23 protein-coding genes are annotated in these 21265 nt (G+C 54.7%); 15 read left to right on the forward strand and 8 right to left on the reverse strand.

Features of this window, described 5'->3' with window-relative positions; genetic code table 11:
- Window positions 1-3 precede the first annotated feature (3 nt).
- Complete coding sequence (locus tag F7R27_RS15145; protein ID WP_240776389.1) at window positions 4-399, reverse strand: PilZ domain-containing protein; 396 nt, start codon at window positions 397-399, stop codon at window positions 4-6.
- A 205-nt stretch (window positions 400-604) separates the two neighbouring features.
- Between F7R27_RS15145 and F7R27_RS15150 the strand changes: the two genes are divergently transcribed.
- A complete protein-coding gene (locus tag F7R27_RS15150) occupies window positions 605-1693 on the forward strand; it encodes a GGDEF domain-containing protein (RefSeq protein WP_151705097.1) in 1089 nt (362 codons plus the stop codon).
- Here the strand turns inward: F7R27_RS15150 and ettA are convergent.
- Window positions 1690-3348: an energy-dependent translational throttle protein EttA gene (gene ettA / locus F7R27_RS15155; RefSeq protein ID WP_151705098.1), complete on the reverse strand. Its 1659-nt coding sequence runs from the start codon at window positions 3346-3348 to the stop codon at window positions 1690-1692. The two genes, F7R27_RS15150 and ettA, sit on opposite strands and share 4 nt — an antisense overlap.
- Window positions 3349-3626: 278 nt before the next feature.
- Here ettA and glyA point away from each other — a divergent pair, with 278 nt between their 5' ends.
- From glyA to ribA, 9 genes are all read left to right on the forward strand, one after another.
- Window positions 3627-4883, forward strand: a complete 1257-nt coding sequence (gene glyA / locus F7R27_RS15160) for a serine hydroxymethyltransferase (RefSeq protein ID WP_151705099.1) — start codon at window positions 3627-3629, stop codon at window positions 4881-4883.
- A 90-nt stretch (window positions 4884-4973) separates the two neighbouring features.
- A complete protein-coding gene (gene nrdR, locus F7R27_RS15165; RefSeq protein ID WP_151705100.1) occupies window positions 4974-5468 on the forward strand; it encodes a transcriptional regulator NrdR in 495 nt (164 codons plus the stop codon).
- Window positions 5468-6619, forward strand: a complete 1152-nt coding sequence (ribD, locus tag F7R27_RS15170) for a bifunctional diaminohydroxyphosphoribosylaminopyrimidine deaminase/5-amino-6-(5-phosphoribosylamino)uracil reductase RibD (RefSeq protein WP_240776390.1) — start codon at window positions 5468-5470, stop codon at window positions 6617-6619. Before nrdR ends, ribD begins: the two co-directional genes overlap by 1 nt.
- A gap of 126 nt (window positions 6620-6745) precedes the next feature.
- Window positions 6746-7870, forward strand: coding sequence for a bifunctional 3,4-dihydroxy-2-butanone-4-phosphate synthase/GTP cyclohydrolase II (gene ribBA, locus F7R27_RS15175; protein WP_151705101.1), 1125 nt, complete (start codon window positions 6746-6748; stop codon window positions 7868-7870).
- Window positions 7871-7884: 14 nt separating this feature from the next.
- Window positions 7885-8358: a 6,7-dimethyl-8-ribityllumazine synthase gene (ribH, locus tag F7R27_RS15180; RefSeq protein ID WP_151705102.1), complete on the forward strand. Its 474-nt coding sequence runs from the start codon at window positions 7885-7887 to the stop codon at window positions 8356-8358.
- A 2-nt stretch (window positions 8359-8360) separates the two neighbouring features.
- Window positions 8361-8831 carry a transcription antitermination factor NusB gene (gene nusB, locus F7R27_RS15185; RefSeq protein WP_151705103.1) on the forward strand — a complete coding sequence of 157 codons (471 nt, stop codon included), beginning with the start codon at window positions 8361-8363 and terminating at the stop codon, window positions 8829-8831.
- A gap of 8 nt (window positions 8832-8839) precedes the next feature.
- Window positions 8840-9805 (forward strand): thiamine-phosphate kinase, encoded by a 966-nt coding sequence (gene thiL / locus F7R27_RS15190; protein WP_151705104.1) that lies wholly within the window; start codon window positions 8840-8842, stop codon window positions 9803-9805.
- Window positions 9805-10281: a phosphatidylglycerophosphatase A family protein gene (locus tag F7R27_RS15195; protein ID WP_151705105.1), complete on the forward strand. Its 477-nt coding sequence runs from the start codon at window positions 9805-9807 to the stop codon at window positions 10279-10281. Before thiL ends, F7R27_RS15195 begins: the two co-directional genes overlap by 1 nt.
- Window positions 10282-10336: 55 nt before the next feature.
- A complete protein-coding gene (ribA, locus tag F7R27_RS15200) occupies window positions 10337-10945 on the forward strand; it encodes a GTP cyclohydrolase II (protein WP_151705106.1) in 609 nt (202 codons plus the stop codon).
- A gap of 27 nt (window positions 10946-10972) precedes the next feature.
- Here the strand turns inward: ribA and dxs are convergent, their stop codons facing one another.
- Genes dxs through F7R27_RS15215 form a run of 3 tightly spaced genes read right to left on the reverse strand, consistent with a single transcriptional unit; the run spans window position 10973 to window position 13908 of the window.
- The gene (gene dxs, locus F7R27_RS15205; protein WP_151705107.1) at window positions 10973-12769 is read right to left on the reverse strand and encodes a 1-deoxy-D-xylulose-5-phosphate synthase; all 1797 of its coding nucleotides are present in this window, start codon (window positions 12767-12769) and stop codon (window positions 10973-10975) included.
- On the reverse strand, window positions 12769-13656 hold the full coding sequence (locus F7R27_RS15210) for a polyprenyl synthetase family protein (protein WP_240776391.1): 888 nt from the start codon (window positions 13654-13656) through the stop codon (window positions 12769-12771). Before F7R27_RS15210 ends, dxs begins: the two co-directional genes overlap by 1 nt.
- 3 nt (window positions 13657-13659) lie before the next feature.
- A complete protein-coding gene (locus F7R27_RS15215) occupies window positions 13660-13908 on the reverse strand; it encodes an exodeoxyribonuclease VII small subunit (protein WP_151705108.1) in 249 nt (82 codons plus the stop codon).
- A gap of 170 nt (window positions 13909-14078) precedes the next feature.
- Between F7R27_RS15215 and pomA the strand changes: the two genes are divergently transcribed.
- Entirely contained in the window at window positions 14079-14843 is a 765-nt protein-coding gene (gene pomA / locus F7R27_RS15220) for a flagellar motor protein PomA (protein ID WP_151705109.1), read from the forward strand.
- Between the two features lie 5 nt (window positions 14844-14848).
- A complete protein-coding gene (locus F7R27_RS15225) occupies window positions 14849-15781 on the forward strand; it encodes a flagellar motor protein MotB (protein ID WP_151705110.1) in 933 nt (310 codons plus the stop codon).
- 81 nt (window positions 15782-15862) lie between these two features.
- Here F7R27_RS15225 and F7R27_RS15230 read toward each other — a convergent pair whose 3' ends face one another.
- Entirely contained in the window at window positions 15863-16165 is a 303-nt protein-coding gene (locus F7R27_RS15230; protein WP_151705111.1) for a c-type cytochrome, read from the reverse strand.
- 282 nt (window positions 16166-16447) lie between these two features.
- On the opposite strand from F7R27_RS15230, the gene F7R27_RS15235 reads away from it, so the two are divergent.
- Window positions 16448-17203, forward strand: coding sequence for an EAL domain-containing protein (locus F7R27_RS15235; protein ID WP_151705112.1), 756 nt, complete (start codon window positions 16448-16450; stop codon window positions 17201-17203).
- A gap of 104 nt (window positions 17204-17307) precedes the next feature.
- Window positions 17308-17703 carry an acyl-CoA thioesterase gene (locus F7R27_RS15240; RefSeq protein WP_151705113.1) on the forward strand — a complete coding sequence of 132 codons (396 nt, stop codon included), beginning with the start codon at window positions 17308-17310 and terminating at the stop codon, window positions 17701-17703.
- Between the two features lie 78 nt (window positions 17704-17781).
- Here F7R27_RS15240 and F7R27_RS15245 read toward each other — a convergent pair whose 3' ends face one another.
- Together F7R27_RS15245 and F7R27_RS15250 are read right to left on the reverse strand one after the other, a co-directional pair.
- Window positions 17782-18636, reverse strand: a complete 855-nt coding sequence (locus F7R27_RS15245) for a universal stress protein (protein ID WP_151705114.1) — start codon at window positions 18634-18636, stop codon at window positions 17782-17784.
- A gap of 106 nt (window positions 18637-18742) precedes the next feature.
- Window positions 18743-20224: a SulP family inorganic anion transporter gene (locus F7R27_RS15250; RefSeq protein WP_151705115.1), complete on the reverse strand. Its 1482-nt coding sequence runs from the start codon at window positions 20222-20224 to the stop codon at window positions 18743-18745.
- A gap of 513 nt (window positions 20225-20737) precedes the next feature.
- On the opposite strand from F7R27_RS15250, the gene F7R27_RS15255 reads away from it, so the two are divergent.
- On the forward strand, window positions 20738-21265 hold a 528-nt coding region (locus F7R27_RS15255; RefSeq protein ID WP_151705116.1), incomplete at its 3' end, for a TRAP transporter substrate-binding protein.

The following is a 21265-nucleotide window of genomic DNA, read 5'->3' on the forward strand; positions in this document are numbered from 1 at the left end:
CTGCTAGGGCTTCTCTTCCTGAGGGTCATCCTCCTGCGGGAACATCTGCTCAAGCTCACGTTCCAGTAGCATTTCGTCCCCCAGATTCAGCTCCACCAGACGGCGCAGATGTGAGATGCTTTCCAGATCCATCTCCTCTGCGTCGAACCCATAGTAGGGCGGTTGCAGATGGCAAAGTCTTGATGGCATGCGGATCAGGACATCATTGGCCAGGTAGATACTCAGGACAGCCGGATCATCGAGTTGAATGTCCAGCTTGGTATCTGACTTCATCAATACGCCGCGTAAAGAGATATCCACCAGTTGCATGACCAGTGCCCCGCCTTTGTAGTGTACTTCGCATTCAGCGTCAAAATGGATGCGGGTAAAACGTCGGCGGTCTGAAGGGTCTCTGATCACGGATGGTTCCTTTTCTTGTCAAAAGGCGCTTTTGCCAGAAAGTGAGTGTTTATCGATATCATTTTAGTACAGCTTGGCTTTATTGTGGAGAAGATTGAGCCTGATCATGGTGAATAGGCGTAAGATGAACTAGCCTGACGCCAAATAAACTCAGGTATTCTCTTGCAGGGCAACCTGAAGGCCTAATTCTCGAGGATGGTATCGGATGTTGTCATATATCGAACTGCTGAGCGCACGGCAGCATACGCGCTATTTCAAGGAAACGCGTGGTCACTATATCTATCGGCGCACGCGTGTCATCGCGTTGATCCTGGCTCTGTTGCAAAGTGTCTGGATTCTGGTGGATCAGATGCTGCTGCCGGTTGATGTGCAGTCACAGGTGGCCATGACACGCCTGCTCAGCAGCGTTGCGTTCATTGCGCTGGTATGCTGGACACATCGCCCCTATAGCGAGCACCTGGCTTTGCTCAGGGTTGTCATGATTATTCTGATAATGCTTCTGTTCCACTCGGTCAGCGCGGCGATTCTGATTCTGCACGGCCATGAATATACCGTGGCAGGATATCAATTCTTTCCCTACATGATCGTCACCATGCTGGCGGTGTTCCCCTTGACGCTGCTCAATGTGTTGAGTCTCACCCTGCTGGTGGCTGCGGTTGAAGTGGTCACCCAGCTGGTGCGAGGGCAATTCGGTCAGGTTCAGGCGGTGGACAGCCTCTGGTTGCTGCTGGTGCTGGCCGTGGTGGCGGGCTGGGCAGCGGTGAATCAGCTCAATATGCTGCTGGGGCTGTATCGTCAGGCGACTCGTGATGCGCTGACCAGTCTGGCCAACCGGCGTCTGGTGCTGGAGCAGCTGGATACTGAGATAGGTCGGCTGCAAGAGAGTAAAAGTAAGCTCTCGGTACTTTTGTTTGATCTCGATAAATTCAAGGGCTTCAATGATAACTATGGTCATGCCGCCGGGGATATCGTACTCAAGGAGTTTGCACGGATACTGATCAAAGTGGCACGCAAGAAAGTGGATCTTCCGGCCCGATTTGGTGGCGAGGAGTTTCTGATGCTGCTGCCGGATATGAATAGTGTGGAGGCGAGTCGGGTGGCGGAACAGATTATTGCTGCCTGTCATGCCACTCAGGTGAGAATCCCCAGTGGAGAGAAGGTTGGCTTCACCACCAGTATCGGTGTGGCACAGTGGCAGCCGGGAGAGGATCACTCACATCTGATCGGGCGCGCTGACGCGGCTCTGTATGAAGCCAAGGCCAACGGCCGCGATCGATATGAGGTGGCGGATTAGTTCATGCGGCGATACTTGATCCGCTCAGGCTGGTGATCCTTGCCGTAGCGCTTGCGATAGTCCTCGGCATACTCGGTGTAGTTGCCTTCAAAATAGGCGACTTTCGAATCGCCTTCGTAGGCGATCATATGCGTACAGACACGGTCGAGGAACCAGCGGTCATGCGAGATCACCACGGCTGAGCCCGGGAAGGACAGGATCGCCTCCTCCAGCGCACGCAGGGTTTCGATATCCAGATCGTTGGTCGGCTCATCGAGCAGCAGCACGTTGCCACCCTCTTTCAACAGCTTGGCCATATGCAGGCGGTTGCGCTCACCACCCGACAGGTCCTTGACGAACTTCTGCTGGTCCGACCCCTTGAAGTTGAAGCGGCCACAGTAAGCACGTGAAGGTGTGATATAGCTGCCAACCGTGATCATATCCTGACCGTCCGAGATCTCTTCGAACACGGTCTTGCTGCCATCCAGTTCGCGTGATTGATTGACATAGGCCAGTTTGACGGTGCTGCCGATCACGATCTCGCCGCTATCTGGCTGCTCTTCGCCGGTGATCATGCGAAACAGGGTTGATTTACCGGCACCGTTGGGGCCTATAATGCCGACGATAGCGCCCGGTGGAATGGTCAGGCTGAGGTCTTCAAACAGCAGCTTGTCGCCATAGGACTTGGTGACATTGTGCAGCTCGATTACCTTGTCACCCAGACGTGGTCCAGGTGGAATATAGATCTCCTGAGTTTCGTTGCGCTGCTGGAACTCGCGTGAGTTCATCTCTTCAAACTGTTTGATGCGCGACTTGGATTTCGCCTGGCGCCCCTTGGCACCCTGACGCACCCACTCCAGCTCCGCCTGAACCGCTTTGCGGTGGGAGGCCTCCTGCTTGGCTTCCTGCTCAAGGCGGGCATCCTTCTGCTCCAGCCAGGAGGAGTAGTTACCCTCATAAGGGATGCCGCGTCCGCGATCCAGCTCCAGAATCCAGCCGGCGGCGTTGTCGAGGAAGTAACGGTCATGGGTGATCGCCACGACAGTACCTGGGTACTCCTGCAGGAAGCGCTCGATCCAGGCGATCGACTCGGCGTCCAGGTGGTTGGTAGGCTCATCCAGCAGCAGCATGTCGGGGTTATCCAACAGCAGTCGGCACAGGGCGACACGGCGACGTTCACCACCGGACAGGTTTTTAACCGGTGCATCCCAGGGCGGCAGGCGCAGCGCATCAGCCGCACGTTCCAGTGCGTTATCCAGGTTATGGCCCCCTTTGGCCTGAAGCAGGTTCTCCAGCTCGCCCTGACGCTTGGCCAGCGCATCAAAATCGGCATCCGGGTCGGCATAGGCGGCATAGACGGCATCCAGCTCTTCCAGAGCACCTTTCACATCGGCAACGGACTCTTCGACCACTTCGCGCACGGTCTTGCTATCATCCAGTTCCGGCTCCTGTGGCAGGTAACCGACCTTGATATTCGGCATCGGGCGTGCTTCGCCGATATAGTCCTTGTCGACACCTGCCATGATACGCAGCAGCGACGACTTACCTGAGCCGTTAAGGCCAAGTACGCCGATCTTGGCGCCAGGGAAGAAGGAGAGAGAGATATCCTTGAGGATTTCACGCTTCGGCGGCACGATTTTGCCAACGCGGTTCATACTGTAAACATATTGAGCCATGGATACTGCCTGCTTGTTGGTTTGCAGAAAAATTGCAGAAATAGATTTGCAGAAAAAGTTAATCGAAAAACGTTGGCGCAATTTTACCTGTCTGGATGGATGATTGCCATTTCGACAGCGTTTTCTTAGGAAGCTGCATGAACCTTAAACAGCTTGTGCTGAGTCCTATTCAAGTGCTTTCGTGTCTGTTTTCAGTTTATAATAGCGCCCTTTTCATGGGACAGCTGCAGGCGACTGACAGAGCATCTGTGCCACATCGACCAATGTAGAGGACAGCCATGTTTAACAAAGAGATGACAATTGCGAGCTTTGATCAGGAGCTGTGGGCTGCGATGCAATCGGAAACGGCTCGTCAGGAAGAGCATATAGAGCTGATAGCATCCGAAAACTACACCAGCCCCCGCGTCATGGAAGCGCAGGGATCAGCACTGACCAACAAGTATGCAGAAGGTTATCCCGGCAAGCGTTACTATGGCGGCTGTGAGTATGTTGATGTGGTGGAAGATCTGGCGATTGAGCGCGCCAAGGAGCTGTTTGGTGCCACCTATGCCAACGTGCAGCCACATTCCGGCTCACAGGCCAATGCGGCCGTGTTCATGGCCTTGTGCAAGCCTGGCGACACTATTCTGGGTATGAGCCTTGCCCATGGTGGCCACCTGACGCATGGTGCATCTGTCTCCTTTTCCGGTCGTATCTACAATGCAGTACAGTATGGCCTGAATCCAGAAACCGGTGAGATCGACTATGCCGAAGTGGAGCGTCTGGCGCTGGAGCACAAACCGCGCATGATCATCGCTGGCTTCTCTGCCTACTCCCAGATCGTAGACTGGGCGCGTTTTCGTGAGATCGCAGACAAGGTCGGTGCTTATCTGTTTGTCGATATGGCGCATGTTGCCGGTCTGGTTGCGGCGGGTGTTTATCCATCACCACTGGCAGTGGCGGATGTTGTCACCACTACCACGCACAAAACTCTGGGCGGCCCGCGTGGCGGCCTTATTCTGTCTGCCCGTGCCGATGAAGAGCTGCAGAAGAAGCTTAACTTTGCAGTATTCCCTGAGTCTCAGGGTGGCCCGCTGATGCATATCATTGCGGCCAAGGCGGTGTGCTTCAAAGAAGCGATGGAGCCTGAGTGGAAAGCGTATCAGGCTCAGGTGGTGAAGAATGCTCAGGCGATGGTCGAAGTGTTCCTGTCACGTGGTTACAAGATCGTTTCCGGTGGCACAAAAGATCACCTGTTCCTGCTGGACCTGATCGACAAAAATGTAACCGGTAAAGATGCGGATGCTGCACTGGGTCGTGCCAACATCACTGTGAACAAGAATGCGGTACCGAACGATCCGCGCTCACCTTTTGTCACCTCAGGTCTGCGTATCGGTACGCCGGCAGTTACACGTCGTGGCTTCAAGGAAGCGGAAGTGACCAGTCTGACCGAGTGGATCTGTGATGTTCTGGATGATATCGAGAATGAGCAGACCATTGAACGGGTCAAGGGTCAGGTGCTGGAGATCTGCTCTCGCTTCCCTGTATACAGCTGATTTAGTAGTCTTTACAACCTGGTCCATCCGTGGGCTGGAACCTTTCCAGCCCACGGATGGACCTTTCGCTCTTTTTGATGAGGCAATGGCATGCACTGTCCTTTCTGTGGCGCTAACGAAACCAAGGTCGTTGACTCGAGGCTGGTAGCCGAGGGGCAGCAGATCCGGCGTCGCCGTGAATGTATCAGTTGTCACGAACGCTTCACCACCTTTGAAGCAGCTGAGCTGCTGATGCCCAAAGTGGTCAAGACCGATGGCACACGCCAGCCTTTTGATGAAGACAAGCTGCGCGCCGGCATCCAGCGGGCATTGGAAAAGCGCCCGGTCAGCGTGGAAGAGTTTGAAGCCTGTCTGACGCGTATCAAACACCGCCTGAGAGCCTCCGGTGAGCGTGAACTGCCCTCCCGCGATGTGGGCGAGGCGGTCATGCAGGAGCTGCGCAAGCTGGATCAGGTCGCTTATGTCCGTTTTGCGTCTGTCTATCGCAGTTTTCAGGATATCAATGAGTTCCGCAAGGAGATCGATCGCCTCTCTCTGAAAGAGAGTAATGGTGATATCGATAGCCGGGATCAGGCGGACGACTGATGCCTACCGCTCCTCTTTCCATGGGCGTCTCCACTGACTTCTCCGAGCAGGATCAGATCTTTATGGCACGCGCCATAGCGCTGGCCTGGCAGGGGCTGTACAGCACCGATCCGAACCCGCGTGTCGGTTGTGTGCTGGTGCGTGATGGTCAGGTTGCAGGAGAGGGTTATCATCAGCGTGCTGGTGAACCACATGCCGAAGTGTTGGCGCTGTGTGCTGCTGCAGATCAGGCGCAGGGTGCCACGGCTTATGTCACGCTCGAACCCTGCAGTCACTTCGGTAGAACACCACCCTGTGCGGATGCGCTGATCAAAGCCGGTGTCAAACGGGTTGTAGCAGCCATGGTTGACCCGAATCCCGCCGTTGCCGGTAACGGTCTTGCGCGATTACAGGCCGCTGGTGTTGACGTGGCGTGTGGATTGCTCGAAGCCCAGGCACGAGAGTTGAATCCGGGATTTATCAAGCGTATGGAAACCGGCTTGCCATTTGTGCGGATCAAGCTGGCGATGAGTCTGGATGGACGTACCGCCATGCAAAGCGGTGAGTCGCAGTGGATAACCGGTCCAGCGGCGCGCAACGATGTGCAGGCCCTGCGCGCACGCAGCTCGGCCATTCTGACCGGAATTGATTCGGTATTGCTGGATGATCCGGCGATGACAGTCAGGCGTGAAGATCTGTTTGCCGATGGCAATATTCGTCAGCCCTTGCGGGTGGTGCTGGATTCACGTCTGCGTCTGCCGTTGCACGCCCGGATCATATCTGAGCCGGGGTCTTTACTGGTTGCAACCCTGAGCCAGGATGAGGCGATGCAACAGAGGCTGACTCACTCGGGCGCAGAGATCTGGCAGTTGCCAGCGGCAGAAAACGGCGCTATCGATCTGCCGGCGTTGCTGCGCAGGCTGGTGGCTGAGCGCAGCTGTAATGAAATACTGGTTGAGTGCGGGGCAAGACTCGCTGGTGCTTTTGTTGAGGCGGGCCTGGTGGATGAGTTGGTGATCTATATGGCACCGACTCTGCTCGGCAGTGACGCGCGACCGCTGCTGGCGCTGCCCTTGACCCATATGTCACAGCAGGTACGTCTGGAGTTGATAGACCTGACACCGATGGAGCAGGATCTGCGCCTGACGTATCGCATGGCGGATAAGCACTGATAAGGGCTGAATCCGACGTATCCTGCTAAAATATATCCAATCATGCCAGCCAGAGATGATGTTGCTCTTACGGTCTGGCTGAAAAAAACGATTTTTACACCGCCCTCAGGCGGCTGGAGAGAAGCAATGGAGCTGAACAGCCCCGAAGAACTGATTGAAGACATACGCCAGGGGAAGATGGTTATCCTGATGGATGACGAGGATCGTGAAAATGAAGGCGATCTGGTCATTGCTGCCGAAAAGGTGCGCCCTGAGGATATCAATTTCATGGCGACCCATGCGCGTGGTCTGATCTGCCTGACGCTGACGCGTGAACGCTGCGAGCAGCTCAAGCTGCCACTGATGGTGCAGAGTAACGGTGCCCAGTTTTCCACCAACTTCACGCTGTCGATTGAGGCGGCCACTGGCGTGACGACTGGTATCTCAGCAGCCGACCGTGCGCATACCGTGCAGATGGCGGTGAAAGCCGATGCCAGACCTGAAGATATCGTGCAGCCTGGGCATATCTTCCCGTTGATGGCACAGCCGGGTGGAGTGTTGAGTCGTGCCGGGCATACTGAAGCAGGTTGTGATCTGGCACATCTGGCTGGCTTGACGCCTGCGTCTGTGATTGTCGAAGTGATGAATGATGATGGCAGCATGGCCAGACGTCCGGATCTGGAAAAATTTGCTGCAAAGCATGGCCTCAAGATTGGCACAATTGCGGATCTTATTCATTATCGCACAACCAACGAGCACACCATTGAGCGGGTGCGTGAAGGCGAGCTCTCGACCGAGTTTGGTCAGTTCCACTTTGTCACCTATGCCGATCGCATCCAGAACTGTACCCATCTGGCCCTTTATCAGGGTGAGATCAAGGCGGATGAACCGACCATGGCGCGTGTGCATATCCGCTCTGAAGTGTTGCGCGATGTGGTGGGTGCCAGCCCGAGTGCCAATGACGAGATCAAATGGACCATGCGCCGTGCTCTGAGACGAGTGGCGGAAGAGGGCAAGGGGGTTGTGGTGCTGCTCGACAGTGGTCGGCGTATTGATCTGGGTGATGCGATCGATCAGATACTGGATGGTCGCAAGACACCGTCCAAAGTCAATGTCAGTGCCTCCGGTGCTTATCTGACCGTCGGAACCGGCTCGCAGATACTGCGTGATCTGGGTGTCGGTAAGATGCGTCTGCTCAGTTCACCGATGAAATTCAATGCCATCTCCGGGTTTGATCTGGAGATAGACGAATATATTCCTTATCAGGATTAAGACGGAAATCGATGATGTCAGTAAAAGAGATTGCAGGCGACTTTATCAGCGCCAATGGAAAGTATGCGATAGTGGTCGGGCGCTTCAATGAGTTCGTGGTGGAGAGTCTGCTGCAGGGCGCTGTTGATACGCTGCGCCGTCATGGTGTCAGTGAAGAGAATATCCGAGTTGTGCGGGTGCCGGGTGCCTTCGAGATCCCCCTGGCTGTGCAGCGTGTAGCACAACAGAAGCAGGAAGATGCGATCATTGCCCTGGGTGCTGTGATTCGTGGCGGCACGCCGCATTTTGAGTATGTGTCCGGCGAGAGTTCCAGCGGTATTTTTCAGGTGATGATGGCGTTTGATGTGCCGGTCGCCAATGGTATCCTGACCGTGAATAATATCGAGCAGGCGATTGAGCGCTCTGGCACCAAGGCTGGTAACAAGGGGGCCGAAGCCGCCATGTCGGCACTTGAGATGGTCAGTCTGCTGCGTCAGCTAGAGGTTTGATGATGAGTGATTCCGACGCGCCACAGAAAAAAGTGAAGACCTCGCGCACCGAGCGCCGCAGAAATGCCAGAAGCTTCACGCTGCAGGCTCTTTATCAGTGGCAGGTGGAAGGCTCTCCGATCAATGAGATCGAGGCACAGTTCCGTGTCAATAATGATATGGCTGATACCGATGTTGCGTTGTTCAGCGAGCTGTTGCGTGGCATAAGCGCGCACAAAAATGATCTGGATACAGCATTTTCGCTTTATATCGACCGGGCGCTGGATGATCTGGACCCGGTGGAGCTGGGTGTGTTACGCATCGGCACCTATGAGTTGATGCATCGCATCGAGGTGCCTTATCGGGTCGCCATCAACGAAAGTGTTGAACTGGCGAAAATCTTCGGGGCAACTGACAGCCATCGTTATATCAATGGCGTGCTGGATAAGCTGGCGCAGAAAGTCAGAGCAGCTGAAGTGATGGCCAGACGCTGAGGTGATTCATGGGTGAGTTTGAGCTGATTCGTCATTTTTTTGCCACGACTGCAGCACGACAGGATGACGTTGTGCTCGGTATCGGTGATGACTGTGCGCTGCTCATGCCGCCAGAGGGTCAGCAACTGGCTGTCTCGATCGATACGCTGGTCGAGGGGATTCACTTTCCGGTCGGCATGGAGGCTGAACATATTGCGACCCGTCTGCTGGGTTCTGCCGTCAGTGATCTGGCTGCAATGGGGGCCAGGCCGGCCTGGTTCACCCTTGCGCTGACGCTGCCCAAAGCCGATCCCGTATGGCTCGAAGCCTTTGCCTGTGCGTTGGCACAGTATGCGTTTGAGCTGGATATTGTGCTGGTCGGCGGTGATACCACGCGTGGTCCGCTGGTACTGAGTGTGCAGGTGCATGGCTTTGTCGAACCAGACAAAGCACTCTTGCGAAGTGCCGCGCGCGAAGGTGATCTTATCGCGGTCTCCGGCACGCTGGGCGACAGCCACGCGGGGTTGCAGTCTATGCTGAGCAACGCCAGGGTGGATCTGGCCGTCAGCTGGTTACAGCAGCGTTTTTATCGCCCGGAACCGCGTGTGGATCTGGCGCTTGCATTGGCACCTCATCTGCATGCAGCCATCGATGTTTCAGACGGGCTCTGTGCCGATCTGCAGCATATTCTCAACTCAAGCCAGGTGGGGGCTGATATCCATCTGGAGCGTCTGCCCCTATCTGAGGCCATGTGCCACTGGTGCTCCGATGCCGAGCAGCGTATCGACTGGGCACTGGGTGGTGGGGAGGACTACGAGCTCTGTTTCACCCTCCCGCAAAGTCGCTGGGACAAGTGCCTCGAACTGGCTGCCGAAACAGGTGTTCAGATCACCTGCATTGGTGAGATCACCGACAGTAATAGCTTGCGTCTGATGAGTCAGGGGCAGGAGGTTGAACGTTCGCTGGCTGGGTACGACCATTTTAAGGAAGCCTGATGAGTAAGACACCTGCGTCGGTCTGGCGTAACCCGATTCATTTTATTGCGTTCGGCTTTGGCTCCGGCGCGTCTCCCAAAGCCCCCGGTACGGTCGGTACATTGGCGGCAATACCACTGTGGCTGTTGCTGGTGCAGTTGCCGCTGACGACCTATCTGCTGATCCTGCTGGCGGCCTTTGCCATTGGCGTCTGGATCTGTCAGCGGACGTCGGATGATATCGGTGTGCATGATCATGGCGGTATTGTCTGGGATGAGTTTGTTGGTTTCTGGATCACGATGATTGCGGTGCCGGCACACTGGCTGTGGATACTGATCGGTTTTGCATTGTTCCGCCTGTTTGATATCTGGAAACCCTGGCCGATCGGCTGGGTGGATAAGCGAGTCAAGGGTGGTATGGGGATCATGCTGGATGATGTGATTGCGGGGATCTATGCCGCTATTCTGATTCAGATTGGTCTGTTTCTCTTTGCCTGAAGTTAAGCAGAGCCTTGCAAGGTGGCTGTTTGTCTATTGTTGAGGAAAGCTTAAGGTGACCGTCAAGTTTGTTGCCGATTCTAAACTGCCGACCCCCTGGGGTGTTTTTACCATGGTCGGGTTTGAGGATACGGCAACTGGGAAAGAGCATGTGGCGCTGGTTTGTGGGGATATCACAACGCCCGGTCCGGTGCTGGCGCGGATGCATTCGGAGTGTCTGACGGGTGATGCGCTGTTCAGCCTGCGCTGTGACTGTGGTTTTCAGTTACAGGAGGCGCTGCGCCGTATCTCGGAGGAGGGGCGCGGCGTGTTGTTCTATCTGCGTCAGGAGGGACGGGGCATTGGTCTGCTGAACAAGATCAGGGCTTATGATCTGCAGGATCATGGCGCGGATACGGTTGAGGCCAATGAGCAGCTGGGATTCGCGGCTGATATGCGTGATTACAGTATCTGCCTGCCGATGATGCAGCATCTCGGAGTAACATCGGTAAAACTGATGACCAACAACCCGCGCAAGGTGGTGGCGCTGGAAAGTGCGGGTGTGAAAGTGGCCGAACGCGTCCCCCTGCAGGTTGGCAAGAACCGCCATAATGAAGGCTATCTGCAGACCAAGATGGGCAAGCTCGGCCATATGATGACCGAGGAACATTTTCGCGAGGAGTGAGGGGCTGTAATAATAGTGAGGTGCGAGCTAACTACTCAGCGCCTCACTGACACACCTGGAAATTCCCGCAATATCCAGTCCGCACTGCTGCAGTTGCTGTTCGCGGCTGGCATGCTCTATCCACTGATCCGGAATACCGAGGCAGACCAGTTCCACAGGTAATTGCTGCTGGTGTAAGTACTCGCCAACTGCAGATCCTGCGCCTCCCATGATAGCGTGATCCTCAATGCTGATCAGCGTCGAGTGGGTGCGGGTCAGTTCATCGATCAGTACCTCATCCAGAGGCTTCACGAAACGCATATCCACCAGTGTCAGATTGAACTGCTCTGCGACTGCTTCTGCGGCCGGCAGCAGGGGGCCGAAGTTCAGCAAAGCCACTTGCTCGCCCTGTCGCAGGAGTCGTGCTTTCCCGATTTCACAGGTTTCATCCAGCGCGATCTTGAGGCCTTTTCCGGGCTTGCCAGAGCCACGAGGGTAGCGAACAGCAGCTGGCCCTCGATGATGGTAGCCGGTGTTCAGCATCCGATATAGCTCATCCTCATCCGCAGGTGTCATGATCACCATCTCCGGCAGGCAGCGCATGAAGGCAATATCATAGCAGCCGGCATGGGTGGCGCCATCTTCACCGACCAGGCCGGCACGATCGATGGCCAGAAGCAGGTCGAGCTTCTGAATCGCGATATCATGAATCAACTGATCGTAGGCACGCTGCAGAAAAGTGGAGTAGATCGCCAGTACCGGCTTCATACCGGCGCAGGCAAAGCCCGCGGCCAGAGTCGCCGCATGCTGCTCGGCAATCGCAACATCAAAGTAGCGCTCGGGGAACTGGCTGGAAAAGGCGATCATATCCGAGCCTTCACACATGGCCGGGGTGATGCCAACGAGTCGCTCATCCTGAACTGCCGTGTCGCATAACCAGCGCCCGAAAATATTGCAGAACTTGCTGCGTTTGGGCGGGGGCGGCTGCTTGAGCGGTTCAGTCAGTGGTTCTATCTTGGTGATGGCATGAAAGCCGACCGGATCGGCTTCAGCCGGTGCATAGCCCTTGCCCTTGCAGGTGATCACGTGCAGGAACTGCGGACCGGGTCTGCTCAGCAGGTCACTGAGCGCTGGCAGTAGCTGATCAAAATCATGGCCATCAACCGGGCCGCTGTACTCAAAGGCCAGTGCCTCAAAGAGTGCGGCGGTGGTTTCGCCATCCAGCTTGTTCTTCAGATTGTTGGCCAGATAGGTGGCCAGGCCTCCCTCATTACGCGAGATCGACATGTCGTTGTCATTCAGGATCACCAGTAGATTGGCACCGGTATGGGCGGCATGGTTCAGGGCTTCAAATGCCATGCCTGCCGTCATCGCACCATCACCTATCACGGCGACGCTGCGATGTGGCAACTGTTGCAGGCGGTCAGCCAGCGCCATGCCGAGTGCCGCACTGATGGATGTGCTGGAGTGGCCAGTACCGAAACTGTCGAAAGGGCTCTCATCGCGTTTGGGGAAGGGGGCGAGCCCGTGCTGTTGGCGCATGGTCAGCAGCGCTTCTCGGCGTCCGGTCAGAATCTTGTGTGGATAACACTGATGGCCGACATCCCAGATCAGGTGATCCTCTGGAGTGTTGAGCAGAAAATGCAGTGCCAGAGTCAGTTCGACTACGCCAAGCCCGGCGCCAAAGTGTCCACCGGTCTGGCCGACACTGAAGAGAAGCCAGGCGCGCAGCTCTTCAGCCAGTAGGGGCAGTTGTTCGCGAGACAGTTCGCGCAGCTTCTGAGGTGCGCTGATGCTGTCCAGCAGGGGTGTTGTCGGGCGTTCGGTGGGGAGTGTGTACAACATCAGTGGTTCCGGTTGACGATATAGTCGGCAAGGTCGATCAGTGCCTGAGCCGACTCGCCATAGGGTTCAAGCAGTGTAATGGATTCAAGGTGTAATTGCTTAAGGCGTTCACGGGCACCCTCCAGTCCCAGTAATGCAGGGTAGGTAGGCTTATTCTGCAACTGATCAGAGCCCTGGGGCTTGCCGAGTGTCTGGGTATCGCTTTCAATATCCAGCAGGTCATCCTTGATCTGAAATGCCAGCCCCATCTTCTGACCGAACAGGCGCAGATGCTCCAGTCTGAGCGGGTCTGTGTTGCCGGCTGCCAGTGCTCCCAGCTCAAGTGCAGCGACAATCAATGCACCGGTTTTATGGCTGTGCATCGCCTGCAGTTGTTCCAGAGTCAAAGGCTGATCGACATGCGCCAGATCAAAGGCCTGCCCCAGCACCATGCCTCGTTCGCCACTGGCTTTGCTCAGGCAGTGCAGCATCTGCAGCTGCTGGGCTGGTTGGCAGCGGGAGTCAGGCCGACTCAGCAGTTCAAAGGCGAGTGTCAGCAGGGCGTCCCCCGCCAGAATGGCTGTGGCTTCATCAAAGGCGATATGGCAGGTGGGTTTGCCGCGGCGCAGATCGTCATTATCCATTGCCGGCAGATCGTCATGAATCAGTGAATAGCTGTGAATGCACTCAATGGCTGTTGCGGCGTGATCAGCCTGCTCCGGGGAGCCACCGCTGAATTCACAGGCCAGGTACGTAAGTGCCGGACGGATACGTTTGCCGCCGTTAAGCAGTCCGTAGCGCATCGCCAGCTGCAGTGCTGGTTCTATGCTGTCTGAGGTGGATATCAGGCTGTCCAGCTGCAGTTCTGTACGCAGGCGTATCTGTTTCAGACGATCAGCAATCTGCACGATTCATTCACCTTCAGCGTCAACGCTGGTAAAGGGGGCTGTTTTAAGCTCGCCCTGGCTTTCGACCAGCATCTGCACTTTCTGTTCAGCCTGATCCAGAATGCCCTGGCATTCACGGGTGAGCTTTACGCCCTCTTCAAATGCCTGCAGGGCAGCATCCAGTGGCAGATCTCCCTGCTCCATTTTTTCGACCAGCGCTTCAAGCTGTGCCAGTGATTGCTCAAAGTCGGCAGTTTTCTGTTTGCGCACCATGATAAGAGACCTTCTTCAGTAAGGGATGAAACGGTACCCAACTGCTGTATCAGGGTCAATCCAAAGTTTAGTCATGAAGGTGGATTCAACGGATGAAGATGTTGATAAATCTGGTATGATCCTATCCAAACGAGTGTTTACGGGCTTGGCTTGGTGTTGAGGGGACATACGTGGATATAGCAACGCTGCTCGGAATTGTGGGGTCATTGGGTATTATCGTCATGGCGATGGTACTGGGCGGTGATCTGGGGATCTTCATCAATCCGCCTTCCTTTCTGATTGTGGTGGGTGGTGCGTTGTTTGCAGTTATGGCCAAGTTTACCTTGGGGCAGTTTCTGGCCTCGGGTAAGGTCGCGGCCAAGGCGTTCATGTATAAATCAATCAGTCCCGAAATCATCATTGCCGAAACCGTAGATATGGCAGATGCTGCGCGTAAAGGTGGGTTGCTCTCTCTTGAGGATAAGGAGGTATCCAGTGCTTTCATGCAGCGCGGTATACAGCTGCTGGTGGATGGACACGATCCGGATGTGGTGCGTCAGCTCCTCAATAAAGAAGCGAAGATGACTTTTCAGCGGCATGATTTTGGTGCCAAGGTGTTTGCCCAGCTCGGTGATGTTGCACCTGCCATGGGGATGATCGGTACGCTGGTCGGTCTGGTACAGATGCTGGCCAACATGAACGATCCCAAGGCGATAGGCCCGGCGATGGCTGTTGCCCTGCTGACCACACTCTATGGTGCCATGGTTGCCAACTGTATAGCACTGCCGATTGCAGACAAGCTCAATCTGCGCCGAGATGAAGAGGCTCTGAACAACTCGCTGGTCATTGATGGTTTGCTGGCGATACAGGCGGGGCAGAACCCGAGAGTGATCGATCAGATGCTGCGCAACTATCTGCCCGAGAAAAAACGATTTGCCACTGCGGGTGAGGTGTAGCGCGGATGAGTGCTGCTGAAGAAGAGTGCGAATGTCCCCCCTGTAAGAAGTCGCCGGCCTGGCTGGCGACTTTTGCGGATCTGATGGCGCTGCTGATGTGCTTTTTTGTACTGTTGCTGGCGTTTTCCGAGATGGATGTGTTGCGCTTCAAACAGCTGGCAGGCTCCATGCGTGAAGCCTTCGGTGTTCAGGCGGATATCAAGGTTGAAGATATCCCCAAGGGTACGTCAATCATCGCGCAGGAGTTCAGCCCCGGCCGCCCGGAGCCGACACCACTCAATATTGTACGCCAGATGACCACTCAGGCAGATCTGCATACCCTGGACGTGCGCTCTCGTGTAGGAGAGGCAGAGGTACGTGATCAGCTGGAGGGCATGACTGCAGAGGCCATGCGCCAATTGGAGCAGGAGGCTCAGCAGCAGGCGGTGCAGTTTGCTCAGGCATTGGCTACGGAAATCGGAGATGGTGCGGTTGAGGTTGAGGTGGAAGGTACCAAGATCATCATTCGCGTCAAGGAGCAGGGGTCCTTTGAATCCGGCTCCGCAGAGCTGCGTTCCGACTATATTCCCGTGATTGCCAAGATACGTGATGTACTGCTGTTTGTCGGTGGCAGTGTGGCTGTCGAGGGACATACCGATAACATCCCCTATACGGGGGTACGCTTCCAATCCAACTGGGATCTATCCTCGGCGCGTGCCTTATCGGTTGCCCATGAATTGTTTGCGGATCCGCGTATGGATCAGAGCCGTTTTCTGGTGACAGGTTATGCGGATACGCGGGCTCTGGTGCCGAATAACACTGCAGCAAACCGGGCCATCAACCGGCGTGTCGAAATTGTGATTCAGAAGGGAGACGATGAAGAGCAGTTGGAGCGCATACAGGCGCAACCCCTCGATGACCTGGAAGGTTTGCTGCTGACGCCGGACGAAATTTTTTGATTAACCGTGCGCAGCACATTTTCAGATATTCAGCGCATAAAAAAGCCCGACCCTATTCAGGTCGGGCTTAGATCGAAGAGATTATTGTGACGCTTCGATCATGTATTCGACAGATGCTTTCAGCTCAGCATCAGAACAGTTCATGCAGGTGCCTTTTGGTGGCATGGCGCCAACGCCACTGATAGAGGTGGCCAGCAGTGCATCCAGACCTTTCTCGATACGAGGAGCCCAGGCATCCTTGTCACCCAGTTTGGGCGCACCGGCAACGCCAGCAACGTGGCATACTGCACAGTGGGCGTTATAGACCTCTTCACCACTACGTTCAGCGGATGCAGTCAGTGGCAGTATCAGGGCAGTTGCAGCAATCATTAACAGTTTTTTCATCGTTATTATGCCTCGGTCATACTTGGACAGGTTGATTCTTCAGCGCTGTATTGAAACAGCGGAATACCTTAAATATCACACGGGATATTTCGTTTTCGATACTAGCATGAGCCTTGGCAGGTTAACACTGCCTTAACTGCATTCCGCGCCTTATTCCCGCGCTCCTTTTCCCGTTTGAAGATCCTGTTTTATATTCATGGTCGCTGATTGAAGTACACTTGTGTGCTTTTTACGTATATCTTTAAGTGCAGATCTCATAAAGAGTGAGAGTCAGGAGGAACTATGAGTGAGATTGAGCAGTGCTCTTGCAGTAAAGCGCTGGGCTTTAAAATCAGAATGGCTTACCAGCCGATCATTGATGTCAGAAATCAGCAGATTTTTGCACAGGAAGCCTTGGTGCGTGGCGAGCAGGGCGAGTCTGCCGGTGAAGTACTGGGTAGAATATCAGACAAAAATGTTCACAGCTTTGATCAGTTGTGTCGTGTGACTGCGATCACAACGGCAGCCAGGCTTGGTCTGGATACACGGGTCAGCATCAACTTTTTGCCGAATGCTATCTACAAGCCCGAAACCTGCATTGCGCGAACGCTGGAAGCTGCCCGTAAATTTTCAGTACCCAGCCATAACATCATGTTTGAAGTGGCAGAACATGAACGAATCACCAGTCATAGTCTGCTGCTGGAGGTGTTTGAGTGCTACAAGGCGGAAGGCTTTCTGACGGCAATTGATGACTTCGGTCAGGGCTATGCCGGTCTCAACCTGCTGGCAGACTTTCAACCGGATTATATTAAGCTGGACCGGCAGTTGATCAGCTTTATTGATCAGAACCGTGCTCGTCAGGTGATTGTTAAGGGGATAGTTTCTGTTGCTGAAGAGCTGGGTATAGGTGTGATTGCAGAAGGGATTGAGCGCGAGGAAGAGCATTGCTTTCTGGTTGATCAGGGGGTCTATCTGATGCAGGGCTATCTGTATCAGCGGCCAGCGCTTGAGCAGTTGATGGGGATTGGCCAGGTACATCTGCCGGTCTGTCGCAGCTGATGAGTTCGCAACCGCGCATGTTTAGGTAAAATCCCGGAATAAGTGATTACCCTTATCAAGTTCTGCTGTTAAACTGTTGCTGAACTTTCTGCAGGGTATGACACATGTTCAGCATGACTATTACGCCAGCGTTTCTGGACACGGATGCGCTAGGCCATATCAACAATACTCGTTTGCCGGTCTGGTTCGAGCTGGCGCGCAATGATGTTTTCAGGATATTCACACCGGATCTTGATCCGAAGAAATGGCAACTTATTCTGGCCCGAATCGAGGTGGACTATACCGGCGAGCTGTTCTTTGGTGAGGATGTAGAGGTGCGTACCTCTATCAGTCGCATAGGTAACAGCTCCTTTACGGTCTATCAGGAAGCTTGGCAGAAAGGCGTTATGGGCGCGAAGGGTTCAGCAACCATGGTGCACTATGACTTCTCTACGGCAAAAACCGTTGTGCTCTCGCCTGAGCTGAGATCGGCGCTTGAAGCACATACGACGCCGGGTTGAAAACCCGGAATGCCAGGTGATGATTCAGGCAGCACGGGTTTGCACGCTGCCTGATAAGCCATTCGATGCAGTCTTGTTTCAACGCAGCAGCAGTAGCGGTACCTGTGCGCTTTTCAACAGCTTGGTAGTGGTGCTGCCGACCAGAAACTGGCGAATTCGTGAGTGGCCATAAGCGCCCATCACCAACAGATCAATACCGAGGCTTTTCACGCGCTCGTTTATCACCGGCTCCACTTCGCCAGCTGCAACCTCCTCTGTGACAGAAAAGCCTTTGGCTTCCAGTTTGACTCGGGCTTCCTTGAGCTGTTCGCGGGAGGTGTCGGTATCGGCATCAATCATCAACAGATGGCAGGGAGTATCTATCAGCAGAGGGCTGCCAGCCAACATATCGATCACTTTCTTCGCAGTCGGGCTGGCATCGTAGGCGATCATGAAGCGTTCCGGCTTCTTGAAATCACCACTGGCAACCAGAATGGGGCGATGCAGGGTGCGGATCACGCTTTCAAGATGGGTGCCGATATGATTCGGTGCACTGCTTTCATTACTGCCTTCACGCCCCATCACCAGCAGGCGCAAGTCGGATTCAAGCTCCTGTAGTGTTGTTACCAGATCATCGTGGCGCTGTAGTGTAGCGGCATCGGTTATGCCTTGATCAGATGCGCGCTTCAGGGCATCTTCCAGGGCCAGACGCCCCTGTTCTCGCATCAGTTTGGCTCGTTTCTCATCCAATGCTGTCAGCTCTTCAAGCAGCGCCTCCCGGCTACCCAGACCAATATTGCCGGATAGATTGCTGTTCACGGGCAGGTCGCCTTTTTCCAGTACATGCAGCAGCACCAGCGGTGCATCCAGTTGCTCACTGGCCCAGACGGCATAGTCCACCACGGTTTCAGCCATATGGTTGTAGCTGTCGATTGATGCGATTACGTGTTGCATGGAATCCCTCTTCTGCTGTGTCACGAGTCACCCTCTGACGTTGAAGATAGTGGCTGTCGAGCTGAGCCGCAAGTCATTAAACAGCTTCTCAGCAAGCACAAGTCGCCTAATGCCCCATGATCTTGCCGATCTCTTCCGGCTTGTCATGCACACCGAAGCGGTCAACAATCGTTGCGCTGGCCTCGTTCAGACCGATGATATCCACCTCAATCCCTTCGCGGCGGAACTTGATCACGGCTTTGTCGAGAGCTCCCACTGCAGTGATATCCCAGAAGTGAGCGCGGCTCAGGTCAATGACGATACGATCAATATCTTCCTTGAAATCAAATGAGGCCGTGAATTGATCAGCAGAGCTGAAAAATACCTGGCCGATCACTTTATAGGTACGTGTCTTGCTGGGCTGATCCAGCTCGGAGGTGATATGCAGGAACTTGCCTACCTTGTTGGCGAAGAAGAGTGATGCCAGCAGAACGCCGACAAACACGCCGTAGGCGAGGTTGTGGGTAGCCACCACGACAGCAACAGTGGCCAGCATGACGATATTGGTCGACAGCGGGTGCTTTTTCAGGTTGCGGATGGAATCCCAGCTGAAGGTTCCGATAGAGACCATTATCATCACGGCGACCAGTGCGGCCATCGGAATCATGCCGATCAGATCGCTCAGAAAGACCACCATCAGCAGCAAAAAGACGCCAGCAGTCAGGCACGATAGTCGCCCACGACCACCGGATTTGATATTTATGATCGACTGACCGATCATCGCACAACCGGCCATGCCACCCAGCAGGCCGGCACCTATATTGGCAACACCCTGACCTTTACATTCGCGGTTCTTGTCACTTTTAGTGTCGGTAAGATCATCAACAATGGTAGCAGTCATCAGTGACTCAAGCAGGCCGACAATCGCCAGTGCCATTGAGTAGGGCAGAATGATCCACAGGGTTTCAAAATTCAGAGGTACATCTGGCCAGAGGAAGATCGGCAGGGTGTCAGGCAGTTCACCCATATCACTGACGGTACGGATATCCAGACCCAGCAGCAGGGCTATGCCTGTCAGAACCAGAATGCAAACCAGTGGTGACGGGATAGTCTTGTTGATATAGGGAAAGAGATAGATGATCGCCAGCCCGCCTGCTGTCATCGCATAAACATGCCAGGTCACATTAGTCAGCTCCGGCAACTGGGCCATGAAGATCAGAATCGCAAGTGCATTGACGAAGCCTGTCACAACAGAGCGCGATACAAACCTCATCAGGCTGCCGAGCTTGAGATAACCGGCACCTATTTGCAGCAGGCCGGTCAGAAGGGTGGCAGCCAGCAGATATTCCAGACCGTGATCTCTGACCAGCGTTATCATCAGCAGCGCCATGGCGCCGGTTGCGGCGGAGATCATGCCGGGGCGCCCACCAACGATCGAGATGATCACAGCGATACAGAAGGAGGCATAGAGGCCGACCCGCGGGTCGACACCGGCGATGATCGAGAAGGCGATCGCCTCAGGGATAAGGGCCAGTGCTACAACAATGCCCGCCAGCAGATCGCCGCGTATGTTGCCGAACCAGTCTTGTCGTGTTGATGAAAAAAGCATAGATAGAGAGTCCCACAAGTTGTCAGTATGTCGGATCATGCATGCAGAAAATATCCGCGGTGCAGGATTGAGGGTAAAACAGAGTAATGACATTGTTCTGTAGCTGCGCACGGCTGAGCATCAGCCAGCAGATACATCAGATTCAGCATTCAGCAGCATCAGTTGTTCTTGTCGTTTTGTCGACATCTGACACGCCTGTACTGGCCGGTGACGGCAAGGAGAGGGGATACTAGGGCGGAGTGGTCCGCACGAGAGTTGCTTTCAGCACAATTCAGGCCACTTATATTAAAGAGGGCGCACTATACAGGTCTTTGTGCGTTTTGTGAACCTTGTGCCTATATGCGACATTTCTTGGTGCGGTGCAGTTATACTGAAAAATGAGCAGGTATCATATTAAAGAATAATGATGTAACTCTTGATATTTATTGAAATTCAAGCCATAACAACAGGGCGTAACCGTCTGCCTGCGGGCAAGAGGGTACCTATAACAATAAACGCAAAGGGAGATAATCCATGCAGCGTCGTAAGTTTCTGAAAAATGCAGCTCTGGCCGGTGCCGGTGTTGCCGCAACCACTCTGGCAGCCCCAGCCATTGCGCAACGTCGCATCACCTGGCGTATGGCCACCACCTGGCCACGCAACTTCCCCGGTCTGGGCGTTGGTGCGCAGCGTCTGGCGGATCGTATCACCGCCATGTCGGATGGCCGTCTGACCGTACAGGTTTACTCTGCAGGCGAACTGGTACCGGCACTGGGTGTGTTTGATGCCGTTATCGAAGGCTCTGCCGAGATGAGTCATGGTGCTGCCTACTACTGGCAGAACAAGAGCCGTGCCACCAACTTCTTCACCGGGGTGCCTTACGGCATGACCTCACGTGAGCTGGCGGCCTGGATTCGTTACATGGGCGGTCAGGAGATCTGGGACGAAGTCTACGATCAGTTCGGCGTTAAAGGTTTCCTGTCCGGTGATACCGGTACTCAGGCGGGTGGCTGGTTCCGTAAGGAGCTGACGGGCCTTGCCGATATCCGCGGTATCAACTTT

Source organism: Nitrincola alkalilacustris, from assembly GCF_008973755.1.
GTDB classification, from domain to species: Bacteria; Pseudomonadota; Gammaproteobacteria; order Pseudomonadales; family Balneatricaceae; genus Nitrincola; species Nitrincola alkalilacustris.